Source organism: Methylocystis sp. (assembly GCF_021731785.1).
Lineage (GTDB): Bacteria > Pseudomonadota > Alphaproteobacteria > Rhizobiales > Beijerinckiaceae > Methylocystis.
Genome location: NZ_JAKFWS010000067.1, coordinates 20,055 through 34,977 on the forward strand (window position 1 = coordinate 20,055; position 14,923 = coordinate 34,977).

Annotated in this window: 17 protein-coding genes; 10 read left to right on the plus strand and 7 right to left on the minus strand. The window is 64.2% G+C overall.

All coding sequences use genetic code 11. The annotated features are described in order from the left end of the window. Nucleotides 1-64 precede the first annotated feature (64 nt). The 3 genes from QZ964_RS12300 to QZ964_RS12310 form a co-directional block, all read right to left on the minus strand. Nucleotides 65-529 (minus strand): flavodoxin family protein, encoded by a 465-nt coding sequence (locus QZ964_RS12300; protein WP_292531951.1) that lies wholly within the window; start codon nucleotides 527-529, stop codon nucleotides 65-67. A gap of 9 nt (nucleotides 530-538) precedes the next feature. Then, nucleotides 539-721, minus strand: coding sequence for a hypothetical protein (locus tag QZ964_RS12305; RefSeq protein WP_292531952.1), 183 nt, complete (start codon nucleotides 719-721; stop codon nucleotides 539-541). Between the two features lie 76 nt (nucleotides 722-797). Next, nucleotides 798-1,001, minus strand: coding sequence for a DUF1289 domain-containing protein (locus QZ964_RS12310; RefSeq protein WP_292531953.1), 204 nt, complete (start codon nucleotides 999-1,001; stop codon nucleotides 798-800). Between the two features lie 148 nt (nucleotides 1,002-1,149). Here QZ964_RS12310 and argC point away from each other — a divergent pair, with 148 nt between their 5' ends. Next, nucleotides 1,150-2,064 carry an N-acetyl-gamma-glutamyl-phosphate reductase gene (gene argC, locus QZ964_RS12315; RefSeq protein ID WP_292531954.1) on the plus strand — a complete coding sequence of 305 codons (915 nt, stop codon included), beginning with the start codon at nucleotides 1,150-1,152 and terminating at the stop codon, nucleotides 2,062-2,064. Between the two features lie 41 nt (nucleotides 2,065-2,105). On the opposite strand, the gene QZ964_RS12320 is transcribed toward argC, so the two are convergent. Beyond that, nucleotides 2,106-3,179: a transglycosylase SLT domain-containing protein gene (locus tag QZ964_RS12320; RefSeq protein WP_292531955.1), complete on the minus strand. Its 1,074-nt coding sequence runs from the start codon at nucleotides 3,177-3,179 to the stop codon at nucleotides 2,106-2,108. Between the two features lie 250 nt (nucleotides 3,180-3,429). Next, nucleotides 3,430-3,876 (minus strand): outer membrane protein assembly factor BamE, encoded by a 447-nt coding sequence (locus QZ964_RS12325; protein WP_292531956.1) that lies wholly within the window; start codon nucleotides 3,874-3,876, stop codon nucleotides 3,430-3,432. Between the two features lie 186 nt (nucleotides 3,877-4,062). On the opposite strand from QZ964_RS12325, the gene QZ964_RS12330 reads away from it, so the two are divergent. The 8 genes from QZ964_RS12330 to QZ964_RS12365 all read left to right on the plus strand — a co-directional run bounded on the left by QZ964_RS12330 (nucleotide 4,063) and on the right by QZ964_RS12365 (nucleotide 12,214). Beyond that, nucleotides 4,063-4,614: a DUF177 domain-containing protein gene (locus QZ964_RS12330; protein ID WP_292531957.1), complete on the plus strand. Its 552-nt coding sequence runs from the start codon at nucleotides 4,063-4,065 to the stop codon at nucleotides 4,612-4,614. 167 nt (nucleotides 4,615-4,781) lie between these two features. Then, nucleotides 4,782-5,861: a phosphate acyltransferase PlsX gene (plsX, locus tag QZ964_RS12335; RefSeq protein ID WP_292531958.1), complete on the plus strand. Its 1,080-nt coding sequence runs from the start codon at nucleotides 4,782-4,784 to the stop codon at nucleotides 5,859-5,861. A gap of 8 nt (nucleotides 5,862-5,869) precedes the next feature. Then, nucleotides 5,870-6,847: a beta-ketoacyl-ACP synthase III gene (locus tag QZ964_RS12340; protein WP_292531968.1), complete on the plus strand. Its 978-nt coding sequence runs from the start codon at nucleotides 5,870-5,872 to the stop codon at nucleotides 6,845-6,847. A 216-nt stretch (nucleotides 6,848-7,063) separates the two neighbouring features. Further along, nucleotides 7,064-7,417: an integration host factor subunit alpha gene (locus QZ964_RS12345; RefSeq protein ID WP_292531959.1), complete on the plus strand. Its 354-nt coding sequence runs from the start codon at nucleotides 7,064-7,066 to the stop codon at nucleotides 7,415-7,417. A 76-nt stretch (nucleotides 7,418-7,493) separates the two neighbouring features. Next, nucleotides 7,494-8,909 (plus strand): DNA repair protein RadA, encoded by a 1,416-nt coding sequence (gene radA / locus QZ964_RS12350; protein ID WP_292531960.1) that lies wholly within the window; start codon nucleotides 7,494-7,496, stop codon nucleotides 8,907-8,909. A 198-nt stretch (nucleotides 8,910-9,107) separates the two neighbouring features. Further along, nucleotides 9,108-9,731, plus strand: a complete 624-nt coding sequence (locus tag QZ964_RS12355) for a CvpA family protein (protein ID WP_292531961.1) — start codon at nucleotides 9,108-9,110, stop codon at nucleotides 9,729-9,731. A 99-nt stretch (nucleotides 9,732-9,830) separates the two neighbouring features. After that, complete coding sequence (purF, locus tag QZ964_RS12360; protein WP_292531962.1) at nucleotides 9,831-11,327, plus strand: amidophosphoribosyltransferase; 1,497 nt, start codon at nucleotides 9,831-9,833, stop codon at nucleotides 11,325-11,327. 140 nt (nucleotides 11,328-11,467) lie between these two features. After that, on the plus strand, nucleotides 11,468-12,214 hold the full coding sequence (locus QZ964_RS12365; protein WP_292531963.1) for an SDR family NAD(P)-dependent oxidoreductase: 747 nt from the start codon (nucleotides 11,468-11,470) through the stop codon (nucleotides 12,212-12,214). A gap of 24 nt (nucleotides 12,215-12,238) precedes the next feature. Here QZ964_RS12365 and QZ964_RS12370 read toward each other — a convergent pair whose 3' ends face one another. Next, nucleotides 12,239-12,787: a DUF992 domain-containing protein gene (locus QZ964_RS12370; protein ID WP_292531964.1), complete on the minus strand. Its 549-nt coding sequence runs from the start codon at nucleotides 12,785-12,787 to the stop codon at nucleotides 12,239-12,241. 274 nt (nucleotides 12,788-13,061) lie between these two features. On the opposite strand from QZ964_RS12370, the gene QZ964_RS12375 reads away from it, so the two are divergent. Further along, entirely contained in the window at nucleotides 13,062-13,916 is an 855-nt protein-coding gene (locus QZ964_RS12375) for an EcsC family protein (protein ID WP_292531965.1), read from the plus strand. 17 nt (nucleotides 13,917-13,933) lie between these two features. On the opposite strand, the gene QZ964_RS12380 is transcribed toward QZ964_RS12375, so the two are convergent. Then, on the minus strand, nucleotides 13,934-14,923 hold a 990-nt coding region (locus QZ964_RS12380), incomplete at its 5' end, for an alginate O-acetyltransferase (RefSeq protein ID WP_292531966.1).

Here is a 14,923-nt window from a genome sequence, read left to right on the forward strand (position 1 = left end):
TCGAACCGAGCCTTCGTTCCGCGCCGGCGCGCGCTGCAATTCTATAGACGGCGGTTCGATCGGCTCAAAAGGCGCCTAAATCGAGCCCTGCCGCGACGAGCATCCCCAATTCGCGGCAGGAGTCGACAAAGTCCTCCCGCCACTCGCCGCGGCAGATCAGCGGCTCGCGGACCGCGCGCCAGCGCAGGCCGGTGACGATCGTCTCGACGCCGCGCCGCGTTCCGGTTCCGTCATGGCCGGCGCGAATGTAAAGCGCGTAAGGCAGGCCCTGGCTGCGCTCCAGCAGGGGATAGTAACAGCGGTCGAAGAAGTCCTTCAGCGCGCCGCTCATATAGCCGAGATTTTCGGTGGTGCCGAGAATGACCGCCTGCGCGGCGAGAACGTCATTTGGCGTCGCCGCGAAGGGGTTCATCGCCTCGACGTCGACGTCCTCGATCTCAGGCGCGCGCGCGCCGGCGACGACCGCATCCCTCAGCCGCTCGGTGTTGCGCGACGGCGCATGCGCGACGATGAGCAGGCGCTTTCGCAATGAACGCGGCTACCAGGGATGAAATTCGGGCACGTAAATGATTTTCAAAAAGACCGCCAAACCGATGACTGCAAGCATGGCCAATAGCGCGCTATAGCCGATCACCGAATAGACCGAAGCGTTGTAGACCGAATCCAACAGCCGCAGCGCATAGGCTCGCAACGCGCCTCTTTCCGTTACCTCTTTCGCCATGATCTCTCCTCCCTTTGGAGGCGCGACTCATTCGCCTTCAGGACGTAAGTTAGCGGATTGGCGAGCCGGCGACAGCCTATCTGTTGCCGATAATTTGGCGGCGCGCGACCGTTTTGCGACTGCCCACAGACCTGCGCTGCGCGGCCAGCTCGACGATCTTGGCCCTTTGCGGTTCAGTCATCGACGTCCAGCCGGCGATCTCGGCGCGCGTTCGGCCGCAGCCGACGCACACATCGTCCTCATCGAGTTCGCAAATCTTTACGCATGGACTGTCGGTCATGGGCTCAACTTTGGATGGGCGTCGCCCGATGGAGCAAGGCGTACGCTTCCCGCCGCGCTATAGGCCGGAGCGCCGTTCACGTCAAAAACGTCCGACGGCTTTCGCCGCCAATCTTTTTCTCCCTCACGAAATCGATTAGATGCGGGCCATGACGACTAAGATCTTCATCGACGGCGACGCCGGCACCACCGGGCTCGAAATCCGCGACCGGCTCGCCGGGCGCTCGGACATTTCGCTCCTTGCGCTCCCGCAGGAGCGGCGAAAGGAGATCGCCGCCAAGCGCGACATTCTCGCGTCGGTTGACATCGCCATCCTCTGTCTGCCGGATGATGCCGCGAAGGAAACCGTCGCGCTCTGCGACGCCCTCGGCGAGCGCGGCCCGAGGTTGCTCGACGCCTCCACCGCCCATCGCGTCGCAAGAGGTTGGGTCTACGGTTTCGCCGAACTCTGCAAGGGACAGGCGGCGAAAATCGCCGCAAGCCGCCGCGTCGCCAATGTCGGCTGCTATGCGACAGGCGCCATCGCGCTCATTCGCCCGCTCGTCGACGCCGGTCTCATCCAGTCGGACCAGCCGCTGACGATCAACGCTGTCTCAGGCTATTCGGGCGGCGGGCGGCAGATGATTGAAGCCTATGAGAGCGGCAAGGCGCCGGAGTTCGAACTCTACGCGCTCGGTCTCGAGCACAAACATGTGCCTGAGATCATGGCCTATGCGAAACTTTCCGCACGGCCGTTGTTCGTTCCCTCCGTCGGCAACTTCCGCCAGGGCATGCTTGTCTCCATTCCGCTCGTGCTTGACGCCTTGCCCGGCAAGCCCGGAGCGGGGGACTTCGAAGACGCCTATGCGCGTCATTACGACGGCGCAAAACATGTCCGGCTCGAAGCGGCGCCGGCGAACGGCAAGCTCGACGCCCTGGCGCTGAACGGGACCGATGACTTGGAGGTCTTCGTCTTCGCCAATGCGCCGCGCGGTCACGTCCTGCTCGTCGCCCGGCTCGACAATCTCGGCAAGGGCGCGGCCGGCGCGGCGGCGCAAAATCTCGACCTGATGATGGGAAAGTGAGTGAGTAGCTCTACTCCCTACTTTCTACCCCCACGCCGTACTCACTCGGCATAGGCCGTGGCGCCTCCGGGAAGCTTGGCGACCACGTCCTCGTAGCGGCTGGTGCGCTTGTCCATCATGGTCTCGAAGGCTTCGTGCACCTCCTGGACCGAGCGAACTTTTAGCCGGCGCCCCTGCTGTTCATAGAAGATCGGCCTGTTGGCGCGCGCCGGCCTCGGCAGCAGCGCCGCCGCAGAAGTGTGCGGCGCCTCATCCACGGTTCTCATGAAACGCTCGGCGTCGTCCGGCCCTAGAAAGTGGATGAGGTAGGTCTCGCCAGACGTCAGCGGACGGCCGATCTTTTCGGCGATCCTGGCGCTGTCCTTCTTGAGCATTTCCGCGGCGAGAACGGCGGAAAGGTAGGGATCGTTGCGCAGATTGAGGATTTGCGCCCGCTTTTGACCGTTGACGCGCGGCGCATCGTCGCTCGCGATCGCCGCCGCCGTATCGCTGTGACCGTGGCGCCAGCCGAAGGTTTTCAGCGCCTTAAGCCAGGTCCTTTCGACGAACTGGAAGAGGCCGCTCGCCGAAGAGGTCCGCGCCTTCGCCGTCGAGGAAAAATTCGACTCCTTGTCAGCAATGGCCATGAGAAGCGCCGGATCCATCTCGGTCGTCTGCGCCGCCTTGACGACGTGCTCGACGATCGACTGGTGGATCTTGACCGATCCGAAGCGCATCACGCCCGGCGTCTCGGAGAAATTGTCGTCGTCGAGACGATGGGACCAGGTGAGCGCCGCCTGCTCCAGAGAAAAGTCGGAGTCGAGGGCGGTATCCTCGTCGCCGACGACGTCGGTCCTGAGCGTCGTCAACGGAGAAGCGGCGACACGCAAGCGCGCGGCGCGCGCAGTCCGCTCCGGCCGTCGCAAGTCGTCGCGCGCTCCGGTCATCGCCAGCACGGCCACCACGGAAAGCAGCGTCGCGACGCAGAACGCGCGCAACAAGGGAGAACAGGATCGATCGAGCAGCAAATTCGACAGATTTGCTCGGGACGAACTGTTCGACCGCCGTCCTGAGCGAGGCGACGCGACCTTTTCGTCCTTGGCGGGCGGCGGGGCGTTCGTCAGCGTGACCGTCATGCTTCGCGGGTTCTCCACAATTACGCAAATTTTGCGTAAACAGAAGGTTACCTGCGAGGCGGGGCAAAAGATCGACGGTCGGAGCCATGCTCGCGCCGCAATTGTGGCTGCGCGGCAGGCGCTCCACAGCTAAAAACTCCAACATTCACAGTTGGTTGGCAGAATTGACGCCCCGCGGTCGTCACATTGACGCCATCAGTCGAGCCGCCAATGCGCCAGGGGCCGCGTCCAGAACGAGAGGGCTGAGTCGTTACAAGAGATTGGTCACTTTAGAGAGCATGCCCTGCAGCAAATGATATTCAGGACCGGCCGTCGGCGTCGTGCGGGAGATGAAGTCGATCGGCTTGCCGTCCTCCATGCCGTAATCGGCAAGGCGCTGCACTTTCTTCGACTTATCGAAATAGACCGCATAGACGCGCTGTTCGGTAATGTTTTGCGGCATGAAGGCGAATTTCCGCTCGATGCGCTGGCTGACGTAATACCAGGCGTCGCCGCCGACCGTCGACGTCGTGGAGGGCGTGCCAAGGGTCGCCATCACCTGCTGCGCCGGCATGCCGACCTTGACTTGCGAGGTGCTGCGCGAATCGAGGACGGCGCCGCGATTGACGACGCCCTCATAGCCAAGACAACCTGAAAGCGAAACGGCCACCCCTGCGGCTGCCGCCAAACGAGAAGCGATGCGCAAAGCCTGCGCCATGTGTGTCTCCGCAATCCTCCGCCGCGGCGCGCCTGCGCCCGGCATATAGCGCCTCGCCAACTCCGTAATCTTCGAACGCAGCGAAAGCAAGACGGCGCTTTCCTGCGCTCTGACAGCGCTGGCGTCTGTGCGCCGGCTTACATATCTGTTTTGATGGAACGCGCACGACCGGGAGGCCAGACCGCCATGAACAGTTTTTCCGACTCTCGACCGCCGCTATCGCGGCGGCTCGCGGTTTCCGACGTGCCGCCCGAAGGTCTCGACGTCGACATCAGCGCCACGCCCGACGAATGCGGCGCCTTGGCTTCGCAAAACGGGCTTCCCGCCGTGCATGCGCTGCAAGCCGAGCTTCGGGCGCAACGGTGGCGCGGCGATGGGCTGAAGGTCGACGGCGAATTGCGCGCCAGGATCAGACAGACCTGCGTCGCGACCTTGGAGGAATTCGATTCGCAGCTCATCGAGCCGATCCATATGCGCTTTGCGTCGCCGCCCGAAGAAGCGCCGCGCAGCCGAAGGAGGCACGAACCTGCCGAAATCGCCCTGGATGAGGATCCGCCCGATCCGTTGATCGGCGGCGCGGTCGATCTCGGAGCGGTCGCGTCGGAATTCTTTACGCTGGCGCTCGATCCCTATCCGCGCAAGCCGGGCGTGCATTTCATCGAGCCGTCCGGCGACGCAGCTCAGGTCGTTTCGCCCTTTGCCGCCCTGGGACGCCTCAAACCGCCCCGCGACCCTTGAGGCGAGGCGCAATAGGCACTTGCGCGCATGGCCGGCAAATGGCAAGTCGCCCGCAGGGGCGGGAGCGCAGACGCGCTTCTCGGACGCGTCACAAAAGCCGGCCAATAGATCGAGCCAATAGCGACAAGGCGGCTGATCCAGGCGCGCAGTCGGGAGAAACGGGATAAATGCCGCAAACTGTTCGGATCGCGCTCGACGCGATGGGCGGCGATTTTGGTCCGAAGGTGACCATCGCGGGCGCCGCCCTGGCGTTGGAGCGGCGTCCCGACAGCCGTTTTCTGCTCGTCGGAGACGAGTCGGCGATTCGCGCCGAACTCAACCGCCATGCCCGCCTCGCCGAGCGCGCTGAGGTGCGTCACGCAGCCGTCTCGGTCCGCATGGACGACAAGCCAAGCCAGGCGCTGCGCTCCGGCCGCCGAGTCTCCTCGATGTGGCTGGCGATCGAGGCCGTCAAAAAGGGCGACGCCGACGTCGCGATCTCCGCCGGCAATACTGGCGCGCTGATGGCGATGGCGAAAGTTTGCCTGCATACGATGGCCCGTGTCGATCGGCCCGCCCTCGCCTGTCTCTGGCCGACGCTTCGCGGCCAATCCGTCGTGCTCGACGTCGGCGCCTCGCTGGGGGCGAACGCGAGCCATCTCGTCGATCTCGCGATCATGGGCGCGGCGATGGCGCGGGTCATGCTGAATCTCGCGCGCCCCACCGTTGGCCTGCTCAATGTCGGCGCCGAGGAAATCAAGGGGATCGAGGAGGTCAAGGCCGCTTCCACCATGCTACGCGACCTTAATCTGCCCGGTTTCGACTATCGCGGTTTCGTCGAGGGCGATGGCATCGGCAAGGGCGTTGTCGACGTCGTCGTCACGCCTGACGGCTTTACCGGCAACATCGCGCTCAAAACCGCCGAAGGGACCGCCGCGCAGATCGCCGCCTATCTCAAACAGGCGATGGGCGGCACGCTGCTCGCCAAGCTTGGCTATGTTCTGGCGCAAGGCGCCTTCCGCGAGTTGCGCGCCAAAATGGACACTAGGGCGACGAATGGCGGCGTGTTTCTCGGACTCGAAGGCATCGTCATCAAAAGCCATGGCGGCGCCGATTCGGTCGGCTTTGCGCGCGCCATCGAGATCGGCCACGAGATGGCCGGCGGCGATCTTCTCAATCGTATTCGCGACACTGTCGCGCTGGCGCACAGGCTCAGGGAACATGACGGCGCCGATCAGACCAGTCCGCCCCGGGAAACCGCTCAGTGACGACAAGCATGCCTCAACTGCGCTCCGTCGTGCTCGGCGTCGGCGCCTATCTGCCTGAAAAGACGCTCACCAACGACGAGCTGGCCAAGCTCGTCGACACGAGCGACGAGTGGATCATGCAGCGTACCGGCATCAAAGAGCGCCATATCGCCGCGGAAGGCGAGACGACGTCGATGCTGGGGGAAAAGGCGGCGCGCGCGGCGCTCGCCGACGCCGGACTCAACGCCGACGACATCGACCTGATCATCGTCGGGACGTCGACGCCAGACTGGACCTTCCCTTCAACCGCAACGCAAATTCAAGCCGCGCTCGGTATTACGCATGGCGTGGCCTTCGATCTGCAGGCGGTCTGCTCCGGGTTCGTCTTCGCTGTCGCTACAGCGGAGAAATTCCTGCGTTCGGGGTCGCACAAGCGCGCGCTCGTGATCGGGGCCGAAACCTTCTCCCGCATCATTGATTGGACCGACCGCACGACCTGCGTGCTGTTTGGCGACGGCGCCGGCGCGATGGTGCTCGAAGCGCGACCGTCTCAGGGCGGCATCGAAGAACGCGGGGTGCTGACGACGCATCTGCGCTCGGACGGACGCCATCGCGCGAAGCTCCATGTCGACGGCGGCCCTTCCGCGACGCAGACCGTCGGCCATCTGCGCATGGAAGGCAAAGAAGTGTTCCGCTTCGCGGTCGGTCACGTCACGGACGTCGTCAAGGACGCTTTCGCCGCAACGGGACTGATGGCTGACGATCTCGACTGGTTCGTCCCCCATCAGGCCAACCGGCGAATCATCGACATGTCGGCGCAAAAGCTCGGAATTGCGCCGCAAAAAATCATCGCCACCGTGCATTTGCACGGCAACACCTCCGCCGCATCCGTGCCTCTGGCTTTAGCGGTCGCCGCGGCGGACGGACGAATCAAACGGGGCGACCTCGTCATGCTCGAAGCCGTCGGCGGCGGCTTTACGTGGGGATCGGCCCTGATACGCTGGTAAGCTGGCGTAATACAATAGTAATTTCCTTAAAGCCAAATATTGGAAAGAAATATCGCGGGCGAATACAACCTGCGCTTGATTTCTGTATACAATTCTGAAAAATTCCGACAGCCGTGGAGAACCCCGCTGCGGGCGGGGGGCGCCACTCTTAATTGCGCCCGGTCGTCCCATCCGACGCGCTTCGTAGTTCAATTATGATCAGGCGTAAGGCGGAAGATGGCCAAGGGGGACGCGACCGCTAAGCCGGACGGCTCGACGGAAGAAAGGCGTATGGCGGGAAGGGGCGCGTTGACTCGCTCAGACCTTGCAGACGCGATCCATCGCAAGGTCGGCATACCGCGGGCGGAGTCTGCGAAATACGTAGAAATGGTGCTCGAAGAGATTTTCGAACGCATCATCTCGCGCGAAGACGTCAAGCTGTCTTCCTTCGGCGCTTTTTTGGTGCGCGAAAAGAAAGAGCGGCTGGGACGCAATCCGAAGACGGGCGCAGGCGCGAAGATTTCGGCGCGGCTCGTCGTCTCGTTCAAGCCCTCGAACATTCTGCGAGCGAGAATCAACGGCGACGACTGACATTTCGAGCACGGGACGCGCTTGAAGGGCGTCGTCCCGGCTTGACAAGCATTGGAACTCCATGCGCCAAACACGCATGGCCAAAAGCCGGGCGGTCTACGTCTGTCAAAACTGCGGCGCAGCCTCATGGCGGTGGCAGGGACGCTGCGACTCCTGCGGCGAATGGAACAGCCTCGTTGAAGAATCCGGCGCCGGCGCCGCCCAGATCACCCGCCGAGCCGCCCGCGGCCGCGTCTTCGAACTTGAGGGACTCGCAGGCGAAGCCCGGTCGGCCCCGAGGATCACGACCGGCATTGATGAATTCGATCGGGTCACCGGCGGCGGATTCGTTCCAGGCTCCGTGCTGCTGCTCGGCGGCGAGCCGGGCATCGGCAAATCCACCCTGCTCATCCAGGCGTGCGCCGCTCTGGCGCGGCGCGGCGCGCGAGTCGTGTATATTTCGGGCGAGGAGGCCGTCGCGCAGGTGCGCCTGCGCGCGACCCGACTCAATCTCGCCGACGCGCCGGTGGAACTCGCCGCCGCGACTCAGGTCGAAGACATCCTCGCCACCTGTGCGACAGGCGGCCGTCCGGCGCTGATCGTGATCGATTCGATTCAGACCATGCACACCAGCATGGCGGAGTCTGCGCCCGGCACGGTGACGCAGGTGCGCGCCAGCGCCCAGGCGCTGCTCCGCCACGCCAAGACGACGGGATCGACAATCGTCCTCGTCGGTCATGTCACCAAGGACGGGCAGGTCGCCGGCCCACGAGTCGTCGAACACATGGTCGACGCAGTGCTGTCCTTCGAGGGCGACGGCGCGCATCATTTCCGCATGTTGCGCGCCTCCAAGAATCGATTTGGCGCGACCGGCGAGATCGGCGTCTTTGAGATGACCAGCCTCGGCCTTGCCGAAGTCTCAAATCCGTCGGCGCTTTTCCTCGCCGGACGGGACGCGGGCGCGCCCGGTGCGGCGGTGGTCGCGAGCATGGAAGGGCAGCGTCCGCTGCTTATCGAGATCCAGGCGCTCGTCGCGCCGACGTCGCTTGGCACGCCGCGGCGCGCCGTCGTCGGCTTTGAGCAGAACCGGCTCTCCATGATCCTTGCGGTGCTCGAGGCGCATGGCGGGCTGAAGCTTGGCATGCATGACATCTACCTCAACGTGGCTGGCGGCTTTCGCGCCGACGAGCCCGCCGCCGACCTCGCCGCCGCAGCGGCGCTCGTCTCGTCGCTCACGGGCGCTGTCCTGCCGCCCGACACGTTCTTTTTTGGCGAAATCGGACTGTCGGGCGCCGTGCGGCCAGTCATTCATCCCGGCATGCGGCTGAGCGAAGCCGGGAAGCTCGGATTCCATCACGCCGTCGTCCCGCAATCCCAACAGATTTCCGACGACGCGCGCGGCGCCGGCGTGACGATCCGCCCCTGCGCCGACGTCGGTGCCCTCGTCGCCTCCATCGCTCGCATATCGACTCGCGAAAAAACCATCGCGCGCGGCCGAAGTCCCGCGCTTTAATGTTTCCGGCCGGCGTCAAGATGCGTTAGAAGGCTGCCAGTGAACTAGCCGTAGGCCTGCGGGAACGACGGCGCCCGACCGAGGGCGGCGCAAAATTGACGCAGGTTCGGGAGAGGGTCGTGCAAGCGTCGCCGGAAGGCGGCCAACAGCCCATTCAGAAGCGTCGAGAGCTCGGGGCGAACAAGCAAGAGGCCAGCGATGCCGTCATATCTTGATTTGGCAGTGATTACCGTCGTTTTGGTGTCGGGGATGCTCGCTCTTTTGCGCGGCTTCACCCGCGAAGTGCTTGCGATCATCTCTTGGGTCGTGGCGGCGGCGGCGGCATATTTCTTCTATCCGCTCGCCCTGCCCTACTTCAAACCATACATCAGCAAGGACGAGTTCGCTCTGGCGGCTGCGGTGGCCTCGGTGTTCTTTGTCGCCCTGATCGCCATCACGCTCATCACGGTGAAGCTGTCGGACATCATCCTCGATTCAAAGGTCGGCGCGCTCGACCGCACGCTTGGCTTCGTGTTCGGCGCCGTTCGCGGCGCCCTGCTCGCCGTCGTCGCCTTTGTTTTTTACAGCTGGCTCGTGCCTGAAACCAATCAGCCGCAATGGATCAAAGACGCCCGCGCGAAACCGTTCCTGACGGCCGGCGGCGAGAAGCTTCGCGAAATGCTGCCCGACGATATCGACAGCATCCTGGCCAAGATCAAGGCCAAGAAGGGCGGTCCGGCGAATGAGGAGCCGCCGGCCGACCTCGAGCCCGACAAGGTCCAGCCCTCGACCGGCGACGCGGGCGCCGAGGCGGCGCCGGAGTCCGCTGGTAAGCCTGAATGATGGTCTTGCGGATGGACCCCGCCGCTGGCACATATGACGGGAGTACGACGCCCGGGCGCTCTGGATTGCCGGGCGCTGGCGCGTCACGGGGGACGAAGCATGACGGAGGCCGCCGAGGATTTTCACCGATCCTCATCCCGCGAGGTTGATCCGACCGACGATCTCGACGGCGACAGGCTCCGCGAATATTGCGGCGTGTTCGGCGTCTTCGATCTGCCCGACGCCGCAGCGATCGCTGCCCTGGGCCTGCATGCGCTGCAGCACCGGGGGCAGGAGGCGGCCGGCATCGTCAGTTTCGACGGCGGCCGCTTTCACGGCGAGCGCCGACTGGGACTGGTCGGCGACCACTTTTCTCAAGAAGGCACGATCAAGCGCCTGCCCGGCCCCGCCGCCATAGGCCATGTGCGCTACGCCACCACCGGCGAGACCATGCTGCGCAATGTGCAGCCGCTTTTCGCGGAACTGAATACGGGCGGCTTCGCGGTCGCCCATAACGGCAATCTCACCAACGCCCAGACGCTGCGGCGCGAGTTGATCCGCGAGGGCGCGATCTTCCAGTCGACCTCGGATACAGAGGTTATTCTTCATCTCGTCGCGCGCAGCCGCAAACCGCTGCTGATCGACCGCTTCATCGAAGCGCTTCGCTCGATCGAGGGCGCCTATTCGCTGGTTGCGCTCACCAACAAGAAGCTGATTGGGGCGCGCGATCCGCTCGGCATTCGTCCTCTCGTCATCGGCGAACTGAACGGCAAATACATTCTCGCGTCGGAGACCTGCGCGCTCGACATTATCGGCGCGCGCTTCGTGCGCGACGTGATGAATGGCGAGATCGTCGTGATTTCAGAAGACGGCCTGCACAGCATGCGGCCGTTTCCGCCGCAGCCGATGCGCCCGTGCATTTTCGAATATATCTATTTCGCCCGTCCCGACTCCATCGTTCATGGCCGTCCGGTCTATGAGGTGCGCAAGGCGATGGGCGCGGAACTTGCGCGTGAACGCCCGATCGAGGCAGACGTCGTGGTGCCTGTGCCGGACTCCGGCGTGCCAGCGGCTCTCGGCTATTCGCAACAGTCCGGCGTGCCGTTCGAGCTCGGCATCATCCGCAATCACTATGTCGGGCGCACCTTCATCGAGCCCACGCAGATCGCCCGCGATTTCGGCGTGCGCATGAAGCACAGCGCCAACCGCTGCGTCATCGCCGGGAAGCGCGTGATCCTCATCGACGATTCCGTTGTGCGCGGCACGACCTCGGTGAAAATCGTGCAGATGATGCGCGACGCAGGGGCGACGGAAGTGCATTTCCTGATTTCGTCGCCGCCCATCACTCATCCCGACTACTACGGCATCGACACGCCGCAGAAGGAAAAGCTGCTCGCCGCGACGCATACGCTCGAGGAGATGCGGGAATATATCAGCTGCGACTCGCTGGCCTTCCTGTCGGTCGACGGAATCTATCGCGCCATGGGCTACGAGCGCCGCGATCCTATCCGGCCGCAGTTCACCGACCACTGTTTCACCGGCGACTACCCTACGTCGCTGACCGACCTCGTCGGCGAAAACCGCGCGCAATTGTCGCTGCTGGCGGAGGCGAGCTGAGCGGATGCGCTGGCTCATGTCCGCATGGCGATCGATGCTGGTTCGCTAGCGAGCGCAGCTTCGGTATTTGAACAATGTGCGACATTTTTCGGGTCTGCCAATCGAGCTCATCAATCCCTGACTTCACTGGCGGATAATTCTTGCGTCCTCCCCCTTCCCCCCGCATCGCACTTGTCACCGGCGCATCGCGCGGCATCGGGCGCGCCCTCGCGCTCGAACTCGCCCGCACGGGAGCGCATATCGTCGCATTGGCGCGCACGCAGGGCGCGCTCGAAGAACTCGATGATGAGATTCGCGCGCTCGGCGGCGAGGCCACGCTCGTCCCATGCGATCTTGGCGATTTCGACGCGCTCGATCGTCTCGGCGCGGCGCTGTTCGAGCGCTGGGGCAAGCTCGACGTCTTCGTCGGCAATGCAGGGGTGCTCGGCCCTCTGTCGCCGCTCGCCCACGTCGACCCGAAAGACTGGAACAGGGTGATCGCCGTCAATGTCACAGCGAATTGGCGGCTGATCCGTTCGCTCGACCCGCTTCTGCGCGCATCTGGCGCCGGGCGCGTCGTCTTCATCACGTCAGGCGCGGCGCACCGCGCGACGATGAAGCCGTTCTGGGGGCCTTATGCGATCGCGAAGGCCGCGCTCGAAGCGATGGCCCGCACTTACGCCGCCGAAACAGCCGGCGACGGCGTTACGGTGATGCTGGCCAATCCCGGCCCGCTGCGCACGCGCATGCGCGCGCAGGCGATGCCGGGCGAGGATCCGATGACGCTCAAAACCCCAGAGGAATTCGCAAAAAAATGCCTCGCGCTGCTGGCGCCGGAATGGCGCGAGAGCGCGAGGCTTTACGATTTCCCCACCGACCGGCTGCTGAGTTTTTCCGAGCCGGTCTGAGCCACGCAGCTTGACGCCGAAGCGTTAGCCGTGGCGCCAATGCCCGTGGTGATGATGGAAATGGTGGCGGCGCGGCATCGGCGGAGGCGGCGGCGGAACATAGGCGAGCGTCAAGCGCTCCACGCCCGCGGTCCATCCCACGCCGGCGCCTGCTTCCACCGAGAAAGGCTGCAACGAGAAAGTGTTGTCGGAACCGCCGACGAGAATCGCGCCGCCGCCGCCGACCCCAACCTTGGCCGATACTTCGGGGCCCATATAGGCGCCGGAAAGAGCGCCCGGACCAATGTGTCTCGTCGCCGCCACGACGCCCCACGCAAGTTCGCCAGGACCATTGATCGTCAGATTGGCGCCAACCTTGGTGAGGGCGCCGATATAATGAGCCGGAATCGCGCCTTCTGCATCGTCACGGTAGATGCAGTCCATCTGCTGATTTTCGACCACAACGCTAATGCTGTTTCCAGCCAAGCGACACTGCAAGGTGCCGACGCGATCGCCCGCGAACGCGCTCGCTGGCGCCAACAGCGCTAGCAGGCAGGCGCCGCTCACCGCACGACCCAAACCAACTTTCAGCATCCGTCCTCCTCTTGCCGATCTGCGACAGCCGCGCCTGAAGCGGAGCCGCGAACGCACGCTTAGCAGTATTGCGCCCTGCAGTACAGGACGCGGGCCGAAATGCAACAGCGCCGCTCCAGGCAGACACAGAACAGACATCATTTGCCGGAAGCATCCCGTGCGCGGGCGCACGCGCCTCGCGGATCGGCGTTTTTATCGTCACGCCTTTGCAGCGCTTGCAAAGGCCGCGGAAGAGTCCGATTTTAGCTGCAATCGAAAAAGCCCAGGCCCATCGGTGACGAATTCTCATCCGCTTCCCGTTGTCGTCGACGCGGGGTTGTCGCAGTCAGACGTCGAAGCCCTGCGGTCCGCCGTCGCGGCGCTGGAACGACAGAGTTTTGCGTCGCGGCTGGCAGGATTGGCGAGTCGACAGTTAGGCTTCGGCTCTTTGACATTGCCGCCCCGTCTGCAGGCGGCGGCGACGGCCGCTACGCAAAAAGCGCTCGCCGCAGCGATGAAAATGGCGATGGCGAGCCTCGACGCACAGCCAAGAAAGGATTCGGTGCGGATCCACCGACGTCTCGCGGCGCTTGCCGGAGGCGTCGGCGGTGCCGTCGGGCTTGCCAGCCTGCCGATCGAACTGCCGGTGTCGACGACGATCATGCTGCGCTCGATCGCGGAAATCGCGCAGACGGAGGGAGAGGACATGCGTCAACCGGGTGCGGCTCTCGCCTGCCTGGAGGTTTTCGCGCTGGGCGGACACTCCGCCGAGGGAAACGTTCTTGAGGGCGGCTATCTTGCGCTGCGCGCCGTACTCGCGAAATCCGTGTCGGACGCGGCGCGCTTTCTGACTGTCTGGCAGGTTTCCGGCGAGGCCGCGCCTGCGCTTGCCCGTCTGATCGGCGCGATTGGGGCGCGTTTTGGAGTCGTCGTCTCGCAAAAAACCGCGGCGCAAGCTGTCCCGGTGATCGGGGCGATCAGCGGCGCAGCCATCAACGTCGCCTTCACCGAGCACTTCCAGAGTCTGGCGCGCGGACATTTCATCGTCCGCCGACTCGAGCGAGTCTACGGCCCCGCCATGGTGCATGCCGAATACGCCAAAATCGCCCGTTCCGAGGGCTATTGGGATGACCCGTCGCAGGCCGCCTGATCCGCGCGACAAGGGCTCTACGGCAGACGGCGCAGCGCCTCGGCGAGATGCCCGATCTGCTTCGTCGTGGCGATGCCGGCTTCGTTTTCTTCGAGCAGGATGAAGTCGGCGCCGGCGAGGTTTTCATCGAGTTCTTCTGATGTCGCCGCCAGCCGTTCGCCGTTCGAAGCGTCGCCGGGCGCGCGCCGGTAATGACCGAGTTCGATTCCGTTGTCCGCGGTGCGCATATAGAACCAATAGTCGATTTGCGGCGGACAGGGCGCGAGCGTCGCCGCCGCCAGAACCTGATGCAGAAAGCTTCCGCCAAGCGCGAGCAGCCGCGGCGCCCGCGCGCAATCGCCCTTCTCTCCTACCCTACCGATCGTCACCGTTGGGTAATGCGCGTCAGGCCACAAGAGATTTAAGAGGTCCAGCAGGTCGCGGTCGGTGCCGAGGGCTTCGGGCGCCGGCGCTGACGTAAAGTCGAGCACGCCGATGGGAGACGTCAACGGCCCGCGCGTCGCTTCGCGCATGGCGAGCGCGCCCCCGACGCTGTTCCAATGCGAGCCGCCGCGCGGAAAAAGCGCGATCGCTTGTTTGGATTTTTCCGCGTCAATGAGCGCCGGGCCGTCCACGTAGCGCACATCGGATTCGTCAAGCGCCGCGCGATAGGGCGCGAGCTTGTCCGGCATCGATGTCGCGCGCGCCGCACATGGCGCGGACGTCGGAAGGTCTTCCGCATAGCGCGCCGCCTTGGACGGCGAAATCAGATAGACGAAGCTCTTTCCGCGCGCCTGCGCCATCTCCTGAATGTCGCGCAAGGTTGAAGACCAAACGCTGAGGCGAGACGGATCGAACACGCCGTTACGCGCGCAGAATTCGTCGATATAGATATCTTCATAGAGCTGGCCGTTGCGGCCGATCATGACGCCGGGCGCGGCCGAGCCGCCGAAAAGCGAAAAGACGAGCTGATTTTTCGCGCGCACGGAAATCGGAAAAACCGGCGACATTCGGCCGAGATTTGTCGA